This is a genomic window from Polaribacter sp. AHE13PA (assembly GCF_019278505.1).
In the GTDB taxonomy this organism is placed as follows: domain Bacteria; phylum Bacteroidota; class Bacteroidia; order Flavobacteriales; family Flavobacteriaceae; genus Polaribacter.
Map to the genome: position 1 here is coordinate 1,313,527 of NZ_CP058985.1, position 20,697 is coordinate 1,334,223.

Below are 20,697 nucleotides of genomic sequence, written 5' to 3' on the forward strand. Positions count from 1 at the left end.
AAGAACTCAACTTTCAATTATTACTGACGATATAATTTTATTAAAATATATAAAAATTTATAAATTCAGTATATTTACAATACATTAACTGACGATATAATGATAAATTTAAAAGAAGTATTAAGTACTTTTACCAAGGAACAACAACAAGATTTCCTCTCATACCTTGATAAAAAAAACAAAAGAAAAGATACTAAAAACTGTCAACTAGTAAACCTTTTGCTAGAAGACAATTTATCTTCTAAAGAAATTTCTAATAAATTGTATGGTAAGCAAAACAAAGCAGCCTTACACGCATTAAGAAAACGATTGTTTCAATCTATTATAGATTTTACCGCAAATACTAGCATGAAAGAAGAAAACTCTATCGATATTCTTTTGATAAAAAATATTCTTTCTGCTAGGTATTTTCTAAAAAAGGGGCAACTAAAAGTTGGATATCAAATTTTAGACAAAACAATCGTAACAGCAAACGAATACCAACTATTTGCAATTTTAAATGAAGTATATCATACTAAAATTCAATATGCACATTTAAACCCAGACATAAACCTAGATAAGTTAATCGCCGATTTTAAAGAGAACCAAAATCGACTAGTCTTAGAAGACAATCTAAATATTGCGTACGCTAAAATTAGAACTTCATTGGCTAATTATCGTCAAAATAAATCTAACATTGATATTAAAAAATTGATAGATGTTGTTTTAAAAGAACAAAACATTACAATTAGTGATTCTTTATCCTTTAAATCATTATATCAAATTATTCAGATAACAAGTATATCTTCTGCTCAAAAATTTGATTATTATAATATTGAAGAATTCATTATTGAAACGTATCAAGTTATTCAAAATCATACATCAAAAGACAAACAACTCAATTATCACTTAGAGGTTTTGTATTTAATTGCAAACGTACTTTTTAGAAACAAGAAGTTTGAAGAATCCGAAAATTATTTAAAATTGATGCTCGTTTATATGAATGCAGAAAGGAAAAAATATTATAATGATTTTATTCAGAAATATGATTTATTACAAGCTCTAAACTTGAACTACACAAATAAACAAGTCGAAGCTATTTCTTTATTAGAGCCTTATATTGATAAAAAAAACACAGATATTGTTGCTCAATTAGATTTCACACTTTCTTTAATTGTTTTTTATTATCAACATAAATCCTTAGAAAAAGCTCAAAAAATGGTATCTAAACTTTACCATACAGACAAATGGTATATTGAAAAAGCAGGCATTGTTTGGACCATCAAAAAAAACTTAATTGAAATTTTATTACAAATAGATTTAGGAAATATAGATTTGGTAGATTCTAGGTTAAAAAGTTTTAAAAGAAACTATTTTTCGAATCTTACAGAAATAAACCAAGAAAAAGTAATTACCTATTTAAAATTAGTAGAAATCTATTATAAAAATCCAGAGATAGCTATAACTGCAACTTTTAAAGAAAAAGTACAGACTTCTTTTAACTGGTTAGACAGCAAAAAAGAAGATATTTTTATGATGAGTTTCTTTGCGTGGTTAAAAGCAAAAATGACCAAACAAGATATCTATGTAGTCACTTTAAATATGATTGACAATCAAAAAAGAGAAATATGATTTTTTAAGTGATTTTAAGAAAGAATTGAAAGAAAATAATCTGTAATTAAAAGTAATTTTAATGAATGAGATTTAATATTTACTTTTTTTCAAATAACAAGCCCTTAAAAAATTTTCTAAGGGCTTGTTATTTGAAAAGTTATATAATTTTATTATTTCTCTTTTTCTTCAATAATAGTATCATTATCAATACTGAATTGTTTATTTTTTTTGTCTTTAACCCCTTCTATATTCATAGGGTTGTCTTGTGTCTTTGTTCTTTTAAATTTTCTACTTTCTTTAATTGTGCTCATCTTCATTTATTTTAAGTTCAAATCTAAATTACACAAAAACAGACTGTTATCAAAAAACATACTGTTAAAAATTGTTAAGATTAAATAATAAAAGTTAAAGTTTTATATGAATTAAAATAAACCTTATATGAGCAAAAGTCTTCTGTACATACCTATTAATTTTAAACAGTTTAGACGTAACACAATTTAATGAAGCAACTACTTTTTACAATTTAAATTAATAATGATGGGTTACAACATTATATAAAACCACATCTCTATTTCTAATCTGTAAAAATTAGCTTATGAGTTAATAAAAACAGCTATAACGATCATTCAAACCTTTTTGTGTCTGTAAATTGCAACATAACCAAATTGAAAGAACTATGTCTATTTTAACAATAATAATAAGTGTATTACTTCCACCTTTAGCCGTTTTTTTAAAACACGGAATTGGAAAGCAATTTTTACTAAGTATTTTATTAACTATTTTAGGATGGTTACCAGGAGTTGTACATGCACTATATGTAAATAATAAATAATTTAATTATGGAAACAAAGAAAACAGAGGAGAACACCTATAATTCAGATATCACAAACGAAGATTTACAAGCTTTAGGAGATAAAGCAGGAAATCTAAGAAACGATAATGCAGATGACGAACTTATAAAAAATAAAGTAAATAAACCTGATTTTAGTGGACAAGCGTTAGATATTCCTGGTAGAAAATTACCAAAAAACAAAACGAATGAAACATTAAAAGATGAAGAGAATCAATTATACAGCATTGATAGTGATGAAAATAAAAATTCAGAAATTGATACAATTGATAAACCTAAATAATTATGATGAACAAAGAAGATAAAGCACCAAGTAAAAAAAATAAAAAAAAGAATTTAACCTTAAATTTTGATGATAAGGATAATCCGAGCTCGAATAACAGAACAGGAATTAATTACATTCCTGATAAAGAAATAAAATAAGTTTTTCGAATCTTAGAAATAATAAAACCTAACAAGTATTTTACTTGTTAGGTTTTATTATGTAAAATAACTACATTTTTCTTTATGTATTCCTTTTAATTCTTCTTCAATATCTTTTAAAGTGAGTACTTTTACTTGCAAAAGCATTAAATAATGGCACAATAATTGGTTAATAATATTTCAGAAAACCAAAAATTGCTACTATGAAAAACATCTATATATTTCTTTTAATTCTTACTACTTTATTTTTATATAACTGCAGTAAAGACGAGAAAGCAATAGATGTTAGGTATACTATTAATGATTTACAAAAAATCCATGGAAACGGTTCTAAAACATGGAAAATTGAAGGTTTTTACAAAACCTATGAAAATGATTTACTCAGCGAATTTAACGATTGTTATACCGATGATGAGTATACTTTTTTCTACGATACAAATGAAGCTCAAGTAACACTTGGTAACACTTATTGTTACTATGATAACCCAACAGAACAAGATGGTCGTTTAACCTATAGCTTTCACGAAAGTACAGGTAAAATTTTCATCAATATTTCTAAAGGAGAAAGTCTTGATGAAAATTTTAGAAATATGCTTACTATTCTTAGTTTAGAGGAACTTAGTGAAACTAGAATGGTTTTTACAGGAGGTGAATATCCTTATTATGGAAAAACTTTAGTCTTTACATCAATACCATAATTTTTTTTCAGCCTATCTTTTAATTCTTCTTCAATATCTTTTAAAATAGTCCCTTTTGTTTGTAATAACATTAAAACTGTAAATTATAAGTAAATAATTTATGGGTATCCTTTTCTTTAATAGCTACTGCTTATTTATCTACTTTATTAATCCCTTAAAAAAATAAATTAGCTACATACTTATTTTACTTTTAGACAATTAGCTTGCTCAATAAATGATTAAAAATCATTTCATAGAGATAAAAAAAGACTCTTTAAATTATTATATTTGAAAAAAAGCTAAAATTGAATAAAAAATACCCTTTCGATCCATCCATAAAACACCATTTAATTATTGCAATTAGTTTAGCTATTTGGATTTTTGTATTTCTTTACTTTACAGAACCTTTTGATGTAAATGTCTTTAGCGATTCAGAAAAATTAATTTACTTACCACTTTATGGGGTATTAGGTGCTATTTGTTATGTTCTTTTTTTACCGGTACAGCATTTTCTATTCATAAAAAATAATAGAAATTGGTTTATTAAAACAGAACTATTATTCTTTCTAATATTTATTTTTATTGGAATTATTGCTACGAGATTGTTTTACTTATATGTAATTGTACCTGGTGAACCTTTTCCTCATGATTTAAGCTACCAACTTAAAACAATAATTTTACCCGTATTTGCTACCATTTTACCAATTATACTTTTTGGTCGTTTTGCTTTTGGAAAATACAAAAACAAAAAAACGGAAGCTCAGAAAATTGAAATAAAAGGTCAAGGAAATTACGAAGGTTTACGTTTGTATCTAAATGATGTTATTTGCATACAATCCTCTGATAATTATATTGAAGTATTTTATATTTTGGAAGATGATTTAAAGAAAAGTCTAATTAGAAATAAACTATCTATTATTACTGCAGAATTCCCTCAACTTTTAAGAACGCATCGCTCTTTTTTAATCAATCCACATCACTTTGTACAATGGAAAACAGAAAATAGTAAACTTTTTACACTGTTATCTCACCACATAGAAGTGCCTGTTTCTAGAACCTATCAAAATGAAGTAAAGTTAGTATTGAATTCTACCACAGAATAGCTGCATTTCGCCCCAAAGGCCTTTATATATTGATTTTATAAAAGATTACTTTCTAATTTTGTTTCAGGAAATTTAATCACAAAAATTAAAATCATGAAAACTAAATTCACTTTTACAGTAACTTTTTTACTATCATTCTTTGTTTTATCTGCTCAAAATAAACAACAAGAAATTGTAATTATAGGAACAATGCACACAGTTCTTAAAATTGTAAAAAAAAGCTACAAACCAATGCTAAAGTTTGCAAAAAAATATAAACCAGAAACTATCTACGTAGAAGCACCAATGGCAAGTGATTCTATATCTTGGCAATATTTAAAGAATGGTTGGTCTAAAGGGTATCAGAAATTTTATAAATTATCAGATTCTTTACAAAAAAAATTCAATTATAACGATTCTCAATTCAATGCAACTATTAGCAAAGATTTTTCAAAAATGAATAATGTTGATTTAGATTATTTGATAAAATGTTTCATTTACAAAAGAGATCATGGAAATTATGAATTGTATTCTTACATAAAAAAATACGGTGTAAATGGAGCAAAAAAACCAACAAGACATGAAGATGGAGATTTAACTTACAAATTAGCTTTATACATGAATCATAAAACAGTTATAAATATTGATGACCAGCAAACTAATAAAGAATATCATGATGCATGGGGCAAATGCAGTAAAGAAGGGGTTAGCAACGGTAACAATGCAGCAAATTCTAAATTATACAAGAAAAATTATAATAGCGCTATTTTTCCTGCAATTTTTAGAGGTTTAGGCAAACACACAAATAAAAGAAAATCACTTCAACAATTACACGATATGGCGTCATTTTCTTATGTTGTTAAAGATACAGAAGGTTGTAAGCAAGGCAGAAAGTATTTCGATGAAAGAAATATGAGAATAGCTAAAAACATTTCTAGTCAAGTAGTAAAATCGAAGAAAAACAGAAACGTTGTTATTATTGGTGCAGCACATGTAATTGGTTTAGAAAAAGAATTCAAAGAAAACTACCCTAATTTTAAGGTGATTTTAATGAAAGATTATTAAACCTTTTTCACTCTTAAAAATAAAAAACCCTCACAATTAATACCATGAGGGTTTTTTATTTATTTTAGAATAAAATCAAACTACTTATGTCTACCTTTTAACTCTTCTTCAATATCTTTTAAAGTAAATCCTTTTGCTTGTAATAACATTAAATAATGGAACATTAAATCTGCTGATTCATACAAAAATAACTCGTCGTTATTATCCATTGCTTCAATTACAGTTTCTACAGCCTCCTCACCTACTTTTTGTGCTACTTTGTTAATTCCTTTAGAAAACAAGCTTGCTACATAAGATTTTTTAGTGTCTTTGTTAGCTACTCTTTCTGTAATTACGTCCTCTAACGTAGAAAAGAAACCATAGTTTGGTTTGTTTTCTTCTCCCCAACACGTTTCTGTTCCTTTATGGCAGGTTGGACCATTCGGATTTACAGAAACTAATAAAGTATCATTATCACAATCTAGCTTTATATCTACTAAATTCAATACATTTCCACTTTCTTCACCTTTTGTCCAAAGCCTATTTTTAGTTCTAGAAAAGAAAGTAACTAATTTAGTTTCTTGCGTTTTTACAAAAGCTTCTTCATTCATATACCCCAACATCAATACATTTTTTGTCGTTGCATCTTGAATGATTGCAGGTACTAATCCGTCGTTGTTTTTATTGAAATCGATATTCATAATATTATTTTTATACTGTATTGTCATTTCAAAATGAGCTTTTTTAGAGATTTATATTTCTCCTCATTCTTTATTCGGAATGACATTTTTATTTCTGTTATTTTCTGTCAGTTCGTGTGATTTCGATTTTTCATCGAAATTGTATCGAGAACTTTTTGTTTATTATCAATTCTGAAATTCCTTTTTCTTAGGAATAACATTCTTTATATTTTATAGTCTAACTGGTATATTTTGTTTTTTCAACTCCTCTTTCAACTCCAAAATAGGAATTTCGCCAAAATGAAAAACACTTGCAGCTAATGCAGCATCTGCTTTCCCTTCTTTAAACGTATCTGCAAAATGCTGAATTGTTCCTGCACCTCCAGAAGCAATAATAGGAATGTTTAATATTTCTGATAAATGAGCCAAAGCTTCATTTGCAAAACCTCCTTTTGTGCCATCATGATTCATAGAAGTAAATAAAATTTCTCCTGCTCCACGATTTTCAACTTCTTTTGCCCAATCAAAAAGTTTGATTTCTGTAGGAATTGTTCCTCCAGCCAAATGCACAAACCATTCTCCATCAATTTGTTTTGCATCAATTGCAACAACAACACACTGACTTCCGAATTTCTCTGCCAATTCATTAACCAATTCAGGTCTTTTAACGGCAGATGAATTGATGGAAACCTTATCCGCTCCCCATTTTAACAACTCATTTACATTTTCTACAGAAGAAATTCCGCCACCAACTGTAAACGGAATATTCACTTGTTCCGCCACTTGGTGCACCATTTCTATCATGGTTTTTCTACCTTCTAACGTTGCAGAAATATCTAAAAAAACCAATTCGTCTGCACCTAAATCGGCATATTGCTTTGCTAAAACCACAGGATCTCCTGCATCAATTAAATTTACGAAATTAACACCTTTTACAGTTCTTCCGTTTTTAATATCTAAACAAGGTATTATTCTTTTTGTTAACATATACGTTATTCGTCATTGCGAATGTAATGAAGCAATCTGTCAATTAATCAGGAGATTACTTCGTCATTCTTCCTCGTAATGACATTTATTTTGTTAATATAAATTGCTCCAACTGTTTTAAGCTGATTTTATTTTCATAAATAGCTTTTCCTATAATTACACCTTCACAACCACTTTCAGCTAACTTTGGGATTTCATCAAAAGTTGAAATTCCTCCAGAAGCAATTAATTTCACATTGTTTACTTCAGATAAAATTTGATTATAAATATCAAAACTTGGTCCTTGCAACATACCGTCTTTAGAAATATCTGTACAAATGATATACTGAATTCCTTTTTGCTGATAATCTCCAATAAAAGGAATCAATTCTAAAGAACTTTCTTCTTGCCAACCATTGGTTGCAATCTTTCCTCCTGTTGCATCAGGATAAAAATCAGCTCCTAAAATAATTTTTTCTGAACCATATTTTTCAATCCAACTTTCAAATATTTCAGCATTTTTTACAGCAATACTTCCTCCAGTAATTTGATTAGCACCAGAGTTGAAAGCAATTTCTAAATCTTTATCCGATTTTAAACCACCACCAAAATCAATTTTCAAATTGGTTTTAGAAGCAATTTGCTCTAAGACTTTATAGTTGATAATTTCACTTGCTTTTGCTCCATCTAAATCTACAACATGTAAATATTCGATTCCTGCAGCTTCAAACTCTTTGGCTACTTCTAAAGGATTTTCGTTATAAATTTTCTTTGTGTTATAATCTCCTTTTGTTAAACGAACACATTTTCCGTCTATAATATCTATTGCTGGTATTATTCTCAAAATAGTCTTTTTATTAATTATTTTCATTTCAAAATGAGCCTTTTAGGCAATTGAGAAATCTTTTAATGAGATTATTAGATCTCTATTAATTAGCTTCGTTATTTAATTTCAATCAAAATATATTTTGATTTCATTAACATTCTGAATGACAAACGATTTTATTTATAAATTTAGAAAGTTCTTTAATATTTGTTCTCCTGCTAAACCACTTTTTTCTGGATGAAACTGAGTTCCATAAAAATTATCTTTTTGTAAAGCAGATGCATATTCAAATTCATAGTCTGTAGTTGCAATGGCTTCTTCACAATTTTCTGCGTAAAAACTATGCACTAAATACATAAATTCTTTTTCTTTAACACCTGTAAATAAATCCGATTTCAAATTATAAATCACGTTCCACCCCATTTGAGGAACTTTTACAGCATTCGAAAACTTCTTTATTGCTACATTAAATATCCCTAATCCTTTCGTATTTCCTTCTTCAGAAGAATTACACATCAATTGCATTCCTAAACAAATACCTAAAACAGGTTGTTTTAAAGTAGGAATTACTTTATCCAATCCGCTTTCTTGTAACATTTTCATGGCAGAACTTGCCTCTCCAACTCCAGGAAAAATCACTTTGTCCGCCCCTTTTATTTCATCAATATTATTTGATAAAACAGCATCAATTCCTAATCTCTTAAACGCAAACTGAATACTTTTTATGTTTCCTGCTCCGTAATCTATAATTACTAATTTCATTATAAAACTCCTTTTGTTGATGGTAAAAACATCTTGTTTGCATCTCTTTTAACCGCCATTTTCATCGCTTTTGCAAAAGCTTTAAAAATCCCTTCAATTTTATGATGCTCATTTGCGCCTTCTGCCTTAATATTTAAATTACATCTTGCTCCGTCTGTAAAAGATTTAAACAAGTGTAAAAACATTTCTGTTGGCATATCTCCAATCATTTCACGTTTAAAATCAGCCTCCCAAACCAACCAAGGTCTTCCTCCGAAATCTACAGCTGCTTGTGCTAAACAATCGTCCATTGGCAAACAGAATCCATAACGTTCTATACCTAGTTTATTTCCTAATGCTTTATTGAATAACTCACCTAAAGCAATCATGGTATCTTCTATGGTATGATGTTCATCAACCTCTAAATCTCCGTCTACTTTTACAGTTAAATCCATCGCACCATGACGACCAATTTGATCTAACATATGGTCGAAAAACTTAACTCCAGTAGAAATATCATTTTTACCAGAACCGTCTAAATTTAGTTTGATGTAAATTTTAGTTTCGTTGGTATTTCTAGTGATTTCAGAAACTCTATCTTCTAATTTTAAAAACTCATAAATAGCTTTCCAATCGGTAGAAGTTAAAGCGATACAGTCTAAAATTTCTTGTTTAGAAGTTTCAATTTCATCTACACCCAATTCTGGATCTTCAGATAAAAAGATTCCTTTTGCGCCTAAATTCTTAGCCAATTCCATGTCTGTAATTCTATCTCCTAAAACAAAAGAATTTGCCAAATCATATTCTTCAGAAAAATACTTGGTTAACAAACCTGTTCTTGGTTTACGAGTTTCTGCATTTTCATGCGGAAACGTTTTATCGATACAAACTTCAGAGAAAACAACACCTTCCTTTTCAAATGCTGATATTACTTTATTTTGTGCTGGCCAAAAAGTATCTTCCGGAAAAGAGTCTGTACCTAATCCATCTTGATTGGTTACCATCACCAATTCAAAATCTAGTTCCTCGGCAATTCTTGCCATATAACGAAACACCTTCGGATAATACTCTAACTTTTCTAGACTATCCAATTGATAATCTACAGGCGGTTCTAGTACTAAAGTTCCGTCTCTGTCTATAAATAATACTTTTTTACTCATCTTATATTTTTTCCTGCAGGTTTTTTAGAACCTTGTAGATTTGTTTTATTTTAATTTTATCATTTCGAAATGAACTATTTTAAGTCTTTCACTATACTCAGAATAAACTCTTGAGAAATATTATTATCAGATTTCTACTCAATGAACTTCTTCCGGAATGACACTCCGTATTAATAGATTACTGTATTGCCTTTAAAGCTCTTAGTAATCTTTGATTTTCTTCACAAATACCGACACTAATTCGCAAACAGTTTTCGCATAAAGGTTGTGTAGTTCTGTTTCTAATAACCACGCCATATTCAATTAACTGTTTATAACGTTTTGTAGCGTCATCTACCTTTAGCAATAAAAAATTACCATCCGAAGGATATACTTTTTCAATATAACTCACACAACATTCTAACTCTTTTTTAAGACGCTTTCTTTCGCTGATTAGTTGAGAAATTTCGTTCTCTACTTCATCAATCTTCTCCAATCTTAAAATAGCTCTTTGCTGTGTTAGTTCATTTACGTTATAAGGTGGCTTTATGTTGTTTAAAATTTTAATAATTTCTTTGGATGCATAACAAACTCCTAAACGAATACCCGCTAAACCAAATGCTTTAGATAAAGTTTGTGTAATGATTAAATTAGGAAATTGCGACAATCTTTCTAACCAACTTTTTTGTTCAGAAAAATCGATATACGCTTCATCAATAACAACTAATCCTTTAAATTTTGTAAGCAACTCTCTAACCGATTCTGCTGTAAAACTATTTCCTGTTGGATTGTTGGGTGAACACAAAAACAAAATCTTACTATTTGCATCTACAGCTTTCAAAATCTTGCTAACTTGTGGCTGAAAATCACCTTCACTTAACAATACCGTTCTATTTTCTATGGCATTAATGTTTGCCAACACATCATACATTCCATATGTAGGTGGCAATGAGATTACATTGTCTTTATTAGGTTCGCAAAAAGCTCTATAAATTAAATCTAAAACCTCATCACTTCCATTTCCTAAAAGAATGTTTTCTTTACTGACTCCTTTAATTTCAGCAAGTAAATCTTTTACACCATTTTGTTGTGGGTCTGGATATCTATTAACACCGTTTTCAAAAGGATTCTCATTAGCATCTAAGAAAATCATTTCTGTAGTATTAGCATCTTTATATTCATCTCTTGCAGAAGAATATGGTTTTAGAGATTTTATATTTTCTCTGATTAAGCTCTCTAGGTTAAAGTTTGTTTTCATAATAAAACCTCTCGACTGCGCTCGAGGAGACATTTAATTTATATATCTTTTAAACGGATAGAAACTGCATTTTTATGCGCATCTAAACCTTCTGCCGCTGCCATTAACTCAATAGATTTCCCTATAGTTTTAATACCTTCTTTTGTAATTTGTTGAAACGTAATACTTTTGGTAAAACTATCTAAATTTACTCCAGAATAAGATTTAGAAAACCCGTTTGTTGGTAAGGTATGATTGGTACCTGAAGCATAATCTCCTGCACTTTCTGGTGTATAATTGCCGATAAAAACAGAACCTGCATTTTCTATATTATCTATATAAAAATCATTATTATTTGTACAAACAATAAAGTGCTCTGGACCATATTCATTAATCAACTCTAAAGCGATTTCATCATTCTCTACAAAAATAGATTTTGAATTATTGATAGCTTTCTGAGCAATTTCTGCTCTAGATAATTTAGCTAACTGAACATCAATTTCTTTGGCAACCTCTGCAATCATTTCTTTGGATGTTGAAACCAAAATAACTTGACTATCAGCACCGTGTTCTGCCTGACTTAATAAATCTGAAGCTACATAACTTGCGTTTGCAGAATCGTCTGCAACCACCAACAATTCACTTGGTCCTGCAGGCATATCTATGGCAACACCATGTTTTGTAGACAATTGTTTTGCAACCGTTACATACTGATTTCCTGGACCAAATATTTTATAAACTTGTGGTATCGTTTCTGTACCGAATGTATACCCTGCAATTGCCTGAATTCCGCCAACTTTTATAATTTTTGTAACACCACAAAGATTTGCAGCATACAAAATAGCTGGATGAATTTTTCCTTCCTTATTTGGAGGAGAACATAACACAATTTCTTTACAACCTGCAATTTGTGCAGGAATTGCCAACATTAAAACCGTAGAAAACAAAGGTGCTGTTCCGCCAGGAATATACAAACCAACTTTAGTAATTGGTCTTTTTTCTTGCCAACATGAAACTCCGTTTGCCGTTTCTACAAAAACTTTTGCTGTTTTTTGAGCAGTATGAAATTTGGTGATATTTTCTTTTGCAAGAATAATTGCATCTTTTAATTCATTAGAAACTAATGAAATCGCTTCTTTTATCTCATCAAGCGAAACAATTGTATTTTCTATAGAAACACCATCAAACTTTGTTGTGTATTTCTTTACAGCTGCATCTCCATTTGCTTTAATATCTGCAAAAACATCGTTTACGACTCCCTCTATGTCATCAACCGTTTTTGTGGGTCTCTCTAAAATTTGAGACCAATCTTTTCTTGATGGATTTATAATTGTATTCATGATTAACTTGTTAATCACCCTGAATTTATTTCAGAGTCTTTTACTATATTTCTTTTATTAAGATACTGAAACAAGTTCAGTATGCTTTAAATAGATTTTTCTAAAATATTTTTAAAGCACCATTTTTTCAATAGGACATACTAAAATACCTTCTGCTCCATTTGCTTTTAACTCATCTATAATTTCCCAAAATGCATTTTTGCTAATTACAGTGTGCACAGAACTCCAGCCTTTTTCTGCCAATGGCAAAACAGTAGGACTTCTCATACCTGGTAACACTTTTAAAATAGCTTCTAATTTATCATTCGGTGCATTTAACAACACATATTTAGAATTTTGTCCTTTTAAAACGGATTGAATTCTAAACTGAATTTTCTCTAAGATAGCTCTTCTTTCTGGTGATATTTTAGAAGAAACAGCTAAAACAGCTTCCGATTTCAATAAAACTTCAATCTCTTTTAAACCGTTCTTAAATAAAGTAGAACCACTAGAAACGATATCACAAATACCATCTGCTAAACCAATATTTGGTGCAATTTCTACAGAACCGTTAATAATGTGTATATCTGCTTTGATATTTTGTTCATCTAAAAACTTTTTAACAGTTTCTGGATAAGAAGTCGCAATTCTTTTTCCGTCTAAATCTTTTAACGAATTCGCCTCAGATTCTTTTGGCACTGCAATAGAAACTTTACACTTAGAAAAACCTAAGCGTTCTACAAACTCAATATCTGCTCCTTTTTCAATTAAAACATTCTCTCCAATAATGGCAGCATCTACTACACCATCTTTTAAATACTGAGGAATATCTCCGTTTCTTAAATAGAAAACTTCTACAGGAAAATCTCTCGCTGCTGCTTTTAATTGATCTTTTCCATTATCTATAGAAATACCAATATCCTTTAAGATTCTCATTGAATCTTCATTTAATCTTCCTGATTTCTGTACTGCAATTCTTAAATTACTCATTTTTGTTTTTGTTTGATGCCTGAGCAAATACGGTTTAAAATTAAAAAAACCCGTTTGATTCGCTCAAACGGGTTTATAAATATCTTGATTTTATTCAATACACTTTTAAATCGCTTGACTGCAATTGTAAAAATGATGATGATGGTTTTGAATAAAAGTCATGTCTTGTTTATTTCTATGCAAATATCAAAATTTTATTTTTAATATTACGAACTATTCACCTAAAAATTAGTTTTTATGATAATATTTATCATTTTTTGATTTTTTGTTTGATTTTACAACTTTCAGTTTTTGGTTTTTTAATAGATTTCAATAAAAATATTACATTCTGTAATTAAATTCCCCAATCAACAAACTCATATTTAAACATTACCTAGAATCCTATCAATTTTAAACAAGACGCTACTGCACAATCGCTTCAAAAACATCTTTTGAACTCAAAAATCTACCGCTAATAGTATTTATAATACGGATACATACTTTAGAAGCACTATTTTTGATAAAAATTGTAATGCATCCATTTAAATAAAATGATTAAAAAGATATTAAAACACATAATGATCACAACTCTTACTATCATAGGCATATTAGTAATCGCTTACTTCTTATTCACAAATTATTACCCAAGTTTTGGTGGAGATGTTTCTAAAGAGGAACAAGAAACCTACAAAACATCTCAACAATTTAAAAACGGTAAGTTTAACAACACCAATCCGGTGCCTATAGAATTAAGTTTTAACGAGAATTTAAAAATAGCTTATACATTTTTTACTAAAAAAGTACCAAACCCAAGACCTAAAGAAGATTTAAAACCCATTACTATAGATTCTTTAAATATTGCTAATTACAAAGGAAAAGCTAGATTGATTTGGTTTGGGCATTCGTCTTTTTTACTACAAATAGACGGGAAAACAATTTTACTAGATCCTATGTTTGGTAAAGTGCCTGCTCCTCATCCGCTGTTAGGCGCAAATCGTTTTAATGAACAGTTTCCGATAGAAATAGCCAAATTACCAAAAATTGATGCCGTCATTTTTTCTCACGATCATTACGATCATTTAGATTATGAATCTATTTTAAAGATTAAAGACAAAACCAATCATTTTTATGTTCCCTTAGGTGTGGGTGCGCATTTAAAAGCTTGGAACATTCCTTCTGATAAAATAACAGAACTAGATTGGTGGCAAAATGTACCGTTAGATAATTTGAACTTGGTGTGTACACCTGCGCAACATTTTTCTGGTAGAAAATTAAACAACGGACAAAGTACTTTATGGAGTTCTTGGGTTATTCAGTCTAAAAATGAAAACATTTATTTTAGTGGTGATAGTGGCTACGCAAATCACTTTAAAGAAATTGGTGAAAAATATGGCCCTTTCGATTTAGCTTTGATGGAATGTGGGCAATACAACGAAATGTGGACTGATATACACATGATGCCAGAAGAAACTGCCCAAGCAGGAATTGATGTGCAAGCAGAAAAAATAATTCCGATTCATTGGGGAGGTTTTAAATTGGCTATGCATGAATGGACAGATCCCATTGAGCGTGTAACTATAAAAGCGAAAGAACTAAACCTAAAAGTAATTACACCTAAAATTGGCGAAGAAATTATGGTGAAAGATTCTCTACAGACTTATACCAATAACTGGTGGAAAGATTTGTAAGTATCCTTTTACACTGAAAGAGTTATCAACTTTAAAAGTTGACAATAATTGTTAAGTTGATTGTAAATATATCATTTATATGATTTGAATACTCTAAATTTGAAACAGATTAATGAAAAAATAAAATTGCTAGACGTTTTCAAAATCTTTAAGTATTAATAATTCCTGATAGAACAACTAGATTTGGTTGTTTTATTTGGGATATAGTAAGTTTATATTACCTTATAATAAGTTGGCTTTAATGCGAGAGCTAGTTTAAGGAATTGAAGTTCTGAAAAGGAAAAAACTGAACTTAATCTAACTCAAAATTGATAAGCATTTGTGACAAGTCAGAAAAAATTAATCTTTAATAATTTTCTTTACATAAACACCTCTAACAAATAGAATTTTAAGAATATAAGTTCCTTTACTCAAACTATTTATGTCTATAGAGTTTATTTTTGTTGTAGTTAAAACAGCCCTTCCATTCATATCAAATAACTCTATTTTTTTTGGAATAATATCACCATAATTTAAATTAATATAGTCTTTAGTAGGATTAGGAAAAACATTTATATCTCTTTTTATATTTTCATTAATACTTAAAGTTTCACAGCTTGTTTTAACTTCTTCTTTATTATTACAACCATCTTTGTTATTACCTATACCAATGTTCTTGATATTATTTTCTAAAAAATCACAAACAATATTAATATTACATACTTTTAAATTTGAATTTCCATAAATTCGAATAATCCGTCCAACACTATTTATGTTATTTAAAGAATTAATGTTAGTTAAGCCATTATTAAAGTTTATATCTATATCTAATCCAACTGATGTTAATAAATCAAATCCTTTTAATTCTTTTAAGGTATTATTAAAGGTAAAACTCAAATTGAAAGCTATAGAAGATAATTTTTTAAAGCTCTCAAAACTACCAATATTAGTATCATAAATTTTAAAGTTCCCTTTAATTTGTTCTAAATTATTGAATCCATTAAAATTAGTTATACTGCTGGTGTTTATATTTAAAGAATTAAAATTCAACAACTTATTAAATCCACTTAAATTAGACACACTAAACTTATACATATTTAAATCTGAACCGATTGATTCAAGTTCATTAAAATTGTTTAATTCTACTATTCCACCATTTTCATTAAAACTTAAATAACCTCCAATAGTTTTTAAATTATTAAATCCACTGAAATCACTAATTGAGTTTTTACTAAAACGAACATTAGATTCAATAGTTTCTAATAAGTTGAACCCACTTATTTCATCTAAATTAGGATTACTTTCTATAGATAAACCATCATCTATCTGTTTTAGTTTGTTAAATCCTGTAATTTTTGTTAGTGAATTGTTATTTTCAATTCCAAGTCCTCCTGTTAATTCTTCAATTTGATTAAAACCTTCAATAGTTTCCAACTGATTACTATGTTGAATTGTAATATTGCTTACAGATCCGGTTAAAGAATTAAAACCGTTAATTGACTTTAATGAACTTTGCCATATAGTAAAGCTTCCTTTAATATTTTCTAAACTTGGAAATTCACTTAAGGTCGCTAATTTAGGATTAGAACTGAATCCTAAATCGCCTTCAATACTTATTAAATTATCAAAACCGACAACTGTAGTTAATTCATCATTTCGTAACACAGAAAAAAAGGAGCCTCCAATAGTTTCAAGGTCGTTAAAACCATTTATAGTAATTAAGCTATAATTTTCATAAAAATTCAAAATATCAGCTATAGTTTTAAGTTTATTAAAACCAGATATAGTCTCTGTTCTATTATACCTAAATTCTAAATCACCTCCTATATTAACTAACTCTTCAAACCCTTCAATAATGTTAGTGTAATTATACCAAAATTTAACATCACCAGTAACTATTTGTAAAGTATCAAAAGCATCTAAAGATGTGAAATCATTACTAAATCTAAAGGTTAAATTTCCATTAATTATATTCAGTTTTTCAAACCCACTAAATAGAATATCACTCTCATTACTTTCTATTAAAAAATCACCATTAATAGATTCTAGAAGATTAAATCCATTAATGTCTATAAGTGCATTATTACGTTCTAATAAAATTCCATTGCTAATAGATATTAGCTTTTTAAAGCCATTAATATGTAAACTTGTATTTTGTTCGAAAATCAAAGTACCTCCAATAGAGGTTAATTCTTTAAATCCTGCAATTGTTTGAGCACTATTATTAGAGAATTCTAAATTTCCGTTAATATTTTTTAGTGCTTCAAAATCATTTAGGCCAGTTAAATCATTATTATTATTTAATTTAAAATTACCACTAATTGAAGTCAGATTTTTTAAACTCTTTAAATTGTCAATAGAATTATTTGAAATGGTAAAAACTCCATCAATTGAAGTCAGACTTTCTAATCCATTAATATTTATTGATTGATTAAGTCCTGCAATTGAAAAATCGCCCTTAATTGAAGTAATATTTGATAATCCATCTAAATTTTGGATTTCATTTGAATAATTATTAATACTTATATTTACGCCTACATCTGTACAGTTAGGAAAATTAACTTTAAATGAATCTATGTCAGATTGAGTATAAAAATTTAAACTGTTTGAAGGACATTGGGAATAACCAATATAGATAATAAAAACGAGTAAAAAAGTAAAAGTATTTTTCATATTTTTATTGTAAAAATAAATAAATTTTATCAAGACTAAAATATTTCAACCTCTTTCTTTAATTCAAAAAACGGGAATTAATACTCGTTTTAAACAATTAATTCTAAACAAAAATGCACTAAAAGATAACACCGTGTATAATTTATTGCTGGTTTTAGCTTATTTGGGAAAATCCTACGGATTTTCTAAAATCTGTGTTCTATTTACTAACTTTACTGCTTAAACCACGCAACAAACCATACACACAAACGTTCTACGCAATTAAAAAAAATCTAAATTGTAACATATTAATATTTTAATCTACTAATACCCTGAACAATAACATACAAGAAATGAAAAAAAATATTGTAACGACCTTTATGGTAATAGGATTGATGTTTACAACTCTTGGTTTAACAATTTTGAACGAACACAAAATTTAACAATATAGCGCTCTAACTTTTGGAGTTGCATTAACAATATATAGTGTATTTGTATCTGACAAATGGAAGAAAAACCAAAAAAATGGAAAATTAAAATTTAGCAAATTAATAAAAGAAATAAATTAAAACGATTGAATAAAATACTCTGAGTCGGAACAAAATGCCGTATTTAATCTTGCGGAATTATTACTCAAACGAAATTTATAAATGTTGCATAAAAATGCACTAAGAAACTAAATTTACGCTTCCGAAATTTAACTAGTTTGTAAAATTGAAAGCTGAAAGAAAAATTAAGCGGAATAAAAAACAGCGTAGAACACCGTGTGTAATTACCTAAATAAAAATTAAAAGCAACCATATGAAAAAACCTTTACTTTTTTTAGTCTCATTATTAATTTGCTGTAACATAAATGCTCAAATACAGGTTTCTAATTTCACTTACAATAATCTTCAAAATTCGCATCCTATAGGATTACAGGAATTTAATGGAAAGATTTTTTTTTCAGCTGTAAATGATGGTTCTGGCAGAGAGTTATGGTCAAGTAATGGCACATCTTCAAAGACCAATTTAGTAATAGATATTAAACCTGGTGAAACTGACGGATTAACCAATTTAAACTCAACAACACTTAATAATGAATTGTACTTTGTTGCAAATGATGACTACAGCTATTCAGGTGGAGAAATTTGGAAAACAAGTGGAGAAACAATAGGTTCTTCTCTAGTAACAAAATACACTGGGAAATTATTTGGATTAACAACTGTTGGAAGTCTAATTTATATAACAATAAAAACTGATGATACTACTTTACAAATTTGGAAATCTGACGGGACTGATTTAGGAACAGTATTAGTAAAAGATAATATCGCCATATGGGGTGTGCCTACATTTCAAGGTAGTGTAAATAACATTTTCATTTACACCATCCAAGTACCATCAACTAATAACTCTAGAGTATGGAGGAGCGACGGAACTGATTCAGGAACTTATGAACTTACTGAAGAATTAGATGGTAATGGATCTACAGGCAGTACTTCTAATTTTAGTCAGTATATAAAATACAACAACAAATTATATTTTATTACTCGTTATTCTTTATATGAAACAGATGGTACTATTAATGGAACGAACAATATTACAAGTGTATGGAATGCTCAGAATGATATAGTGAGTTTTGGTGATGTAATTGAGTTAAATGGCAAAATGTTTTTTTCCTTTTTTTCTAAAAATTTGAATAAATTATCTATTTATAAATCTGATGGCACATTTAATGGCACTTCAGAAATTTACACAGTAACCAATAGCCAATATTTTTACCCTTCATATTTAAATACATCTGGCGATAATTTAATTTTTTCTTCTGTGAATACTAATAACGGTACTTCACTATTCTATTTAGACAGTAATACTAATTTAGTTACAGAAATCATTGAAATAGACCAAGCATCACAAGAACCAATTATCTTTAAACCTTCTCATTCAGCATTATCTTTAGATAATATAAATGGCAATCTTTATTTTGTTAGCTCACCTAAAAATTCTACAAGTAAAAAAGGGTGGATTTTAGATAAAAGTTCTACAACTTTAAGTCCTGTTGAAGAATTAGACAACCTATTTCATGGCATTGGGCAAAAAATCATCTATAAAAACGGTTTGTACTATTCTAAAGATTATCAACTATGGAAATTTAATACTAATAGCCTTAGTATAAATACATTTAAAAATAATCAAGAATTGCAAGTCTTTCCAAATCCTACATCAGATTTTATTTACTTTAATAGACCAGATGATATTTCTCAAATTAAAGTCTATGATTTAAATGGAAAGCTAATTTTTAAAGAAAATAATTTCACAAATAACAAAATACACCTGGGCAACATAAAATCAGGATCCTACATTATTAAAATTATTAATAAGAATCATAGTATTACGAACAGAAAACTATTAAAAAAATAACTTTTGTAAACACCCAGTGTAATTCACCCCTTAAACAACGCAACGTATCCTTTTCACATTGAAAGACTTATCAACATTAAAAAGTTGACAATAGTTGTTAAGTTGATTGTAAATATCTCATTTATATGATTTGAATACTCTAAATTTGAAACAGATTGATGAAAAAATAAAATTGCTAGACGTTTTCTAAATCTTTATGTATTAATAATTCCTGAAAGAATAATTAGATTTGGTTGTTTTCTTTGGGATATAGCAAGGTATTATTACCTTATAATAAGTTAGCTACAATTTACGCGCACACCTGAAAAAATGAATAGAATTTTAATAACATTACTTTTTTGCATTTATTTATCAAATATATTTGCTTCAAGTCCGCAAGTTCCTGACTACCTTATCTATAAAAATGACACAATCGCTACCTACAATTTACTA

19 protein-coding genes are annotated in these 20,697 nt (G+C 28.4%); 9 read left to right on the plus strand and 10 right to left on the minus strand.

The window, feature by feature from the left end; translation table 11 throughout:
- Positions 1-99 precede the first annotated feature (99 nt).
- A complete protein-coding gene (locus H0I28_RS05685) occupies positions 100-1,611 on the plus strand; it encodes a hypothetical protein (protein ID WP_218760905.1) in 1,512 nt (503 codons plus the stop codon).
- Positions 1,612-1,763: 152 nt separating this feature from the next.
- Here the strand turns inward: H0I28_RS05685 and H0I28_RS05690 are convergent, their stop codons facing one another.
- Positions 1,764-1,904 carry a hypothetical protein gene (locus H0I28_RS05690; RefSeq protein WP_218753376.1) on the minus strand — a complete coding sequence of 47 codons (141 nt, stop codon included), beginning with the start codon at positions 1,902-1,904 and terminating at the stop codon, positions 1,764-1,766.
- Positions 1,905-2,269: 365 nt separating this feature from the next.
- On the opposite strand from H0I28_RS05690, the gene H0I28_RS05695 reads away from it, so the two are divergent.
- The 6 genes from H0I28_RS05695 (at position 2,270) to H0I28_RS05720 (ending at position 5,690) form a co-directional block, all read left to right on the plus strand.
- Positions 2,270-2,425 (plus strand): YqaE/Pmp3 family membrane protein, encoded by a 156-nt coding sequence (locus H0I28_RS05695; RefSeq protein ID WP_218730588.1) that lies wholly within the window; start codon positions 2,270-2,272, stop codon positions 2,423-2,425.
- Between the two features lie 7 nt (positions 2,426-2,432).
- Entirely contained in the window at positions 2,433-2,726 is a 294-nt protein-coding gene (locus tag H0I28_RS05700; RefSeq protein ID WP_218760906.1) for a hypothetical protein, read from the plus strand.
- A gap of 2 nt (positions 2,727-2,728) precedes the next feature.
- Positions 2,729-2,866 (plus strand): hypothetical protein, encoded by a 138-nt coding sequence (locus H0I28_RS05705; RefSeq protein WP_218730590.1) that lies wholly within the window; start codon positions 2,729-2,731, stop codon positions 2,864-2,866.
- A gap of 203 nt (positions 2,867-3,069) precedes the next feature.
- Positions 3,070-3,564 carry a hypothetical protein gene (locus H0I28_RS05710; RefSeq protein WP_218760907.1) on the plus strand — a complete coding sequence of 165 codons (495 nt, stop codon included), beginning with the start codon at positions 3,070-3,072 and terminating at the stop codon, positions 3,562-3,564.
- 284 nt (positions 3,565-3,848) lie between these two features.
- Entirely contained in the window at positions 3,849-4,646 is a 798-nt protein-coding gene (locus H0I28_RS05715) for a LytTR family DNA-binding domain-containing protein (RefSeq protein ID WP_218760908.1), read from the plus strand.
- A gap of 93 nt (positions 4,647-4,739) precedes the next feature.
- Positions 4,740-5,690 (plus strand): DUF5694 domain-containing protein, encoded by a 951-nt coding sequence (locus H0I28_RS05720; protein WP_218760909.1) that lies wholly within the window; start codon positions 4,740-4,742, stop codon positions 5,688-5,690.
- Between the two features lie 80 nt (positions 5,691-5,770).
- Here the strand turns inward: H0I28_RS05720 and hisIE are convergent, their stop codons facing one another.
- The 8 genes from hisIE to hisG form a co-directional block, all read right to left on the minus strand.
- Positions 5,771-6,370, minus strand: a complete 600-nt coding sequence (hisIE, locus tag H0I28_RS05725; RefSeq protein WP_218761610.1) for a bifunctional phosphoribosyl-AMP cyclohydrolase/phosphoribosyl-ATP diphosphatase HisIE — start codon at positions 6,368-6,370, stop codon at positions 5,771-5,773.
- Between the two features lie 210 nt (positions 6,371-6,580).
- Positions 6,581-7,336, minus strand: a complete 756-nt coding sequence (gene hisF, locus H0I28_RS05730; RefSeq protein ID WP_218730595.1) for an imidazole glycerol phosphate synthase subunit HisF — start codon at positions 7,334-7,336, stop codon at positions 6,581-6,583.
- Positions 7,337-7,421: 85 nt separating this feature from the next.
- A complete protein-coding gene (gene hisA / locus H0I28_RS05735; RefSeq protein WP_218730596.1) occupies positions 7,422-8,159 on the minus strand; it encodes a 1-(5-phosphoribosyl)-5-[(5-phosphoribosylamino)methylideneamino]imidazole-4-carboxamide isomerase in 738 nt (245 codons plus the stop codon).
- A gap of 162 nt (positions 8,160-8,321) precedes the next feature.
- Complete coding sequence (gene hisH / locus H0I28_RS05740) at positions 8,322-8,903, minus strand: imidazole glycerol phosphate synthase subunit HisH (protein ID WP_218730597.1); 582 nt, start codon at positions 8,901-8,903, stop codon at positions 8,322-8,324.
- A complete protein-coding gene (gene hisB / locus H0I28_RS05745; RefSeq protein WP_218730598.1) occupies positions 8,903-10,042 on the minus strand; it encodes a bifunctional histidinol-phosphatase/imidazoleglycerol-phosphate dehydratase HisB in 1,140 nt (379 codons plus the stop codon). Before hisB ends, hisH begins: the two co-directional genes overlap by 1 nt.
- Positions 10,043-10,220: 178 nt before the next feature.
- On the minus strand, positions 10,221-11,279 hold the full coding sequence (gene hisC / locus H0I28_RS05750; RefSeq protein WP_218730599.1) for a histidinol-phosphate transaminase: 1,059 nt from the start codon (positions 11,277-11,279) through the stop codon (positions 10,221-10,223).
- 38 nt (positions 11,280-11,317) lie between these two features.
- Positions 11,318-12,598 (minus strand): histidinol dehydrogenase, encoded by a 1,281-nt coding sequence (gene hisD / locus H0I28_RS05755; protein WP_218760910.1) that lies wholly within the window; start codon positions 12,596-12,598, stop codon positions 11,318-11,320.
- Between the two features lie 111 nt (positions 12,599-12,709).
- Entirely contained in the window at positions 12,710-13,567 is an 858-nt protein-coding gene (gene hisG, locus H0I28_RS05760; RefSeq protein ID WP_218760912.1) for an ATP phosphoribosyltransferase, read from the minus strand.
- Between the two features lie 557 nt (positions 13,568-14,124).
- Here hisG and H0I28_RS05765 point away from each other — a divergent pair.
- On the plus strand, positions 14,125-15,234 hold the full coding sequence (locus H0I28_RS05765) for an MBL fold metallo-hydrolase (RefSeq protein WP_218760914.1): 1,110 nt from the start codon (positions 14,125-14,127) through the stop codon (positions 15,232-15,234).
- A gap of 339 nt (positions 15,235-15,573) precedes the next feature.
- On the opposite strand, the gene H0I28_RS05770 is transcribed toward H0I28_RS05765, so the two are convergent.
- Positions 15,574-17,886, minus strand: a complete 2,313-nt coding sequence (locus H0I28_RS05770) for a T9SS type A sorting domain-containing protein (RefSeq protein ID WP_218760916.1) — start codon at positions 17,884-17,886, stop codon at positions 15,574-15,576.
- 780 nt (positions 17,887-18,666) lie between these two features.
- Between H0I28_RS05770 and H0I28_RS05775 the strand changes: the two genes are divergently transcribed.
- Positions 18,667-20,265, plus strand: coding sequence for a T9SS type A sorting domain-containing protein (locus tag H0I28_RS05775; protein WP_218760918.1), 1,599 nt, complete (start codon positions 18,667-18,669; stop codon positions 20,263-20,265).
- Positions 20,266-20,697 lie beyond the last annotated feature (432 nt).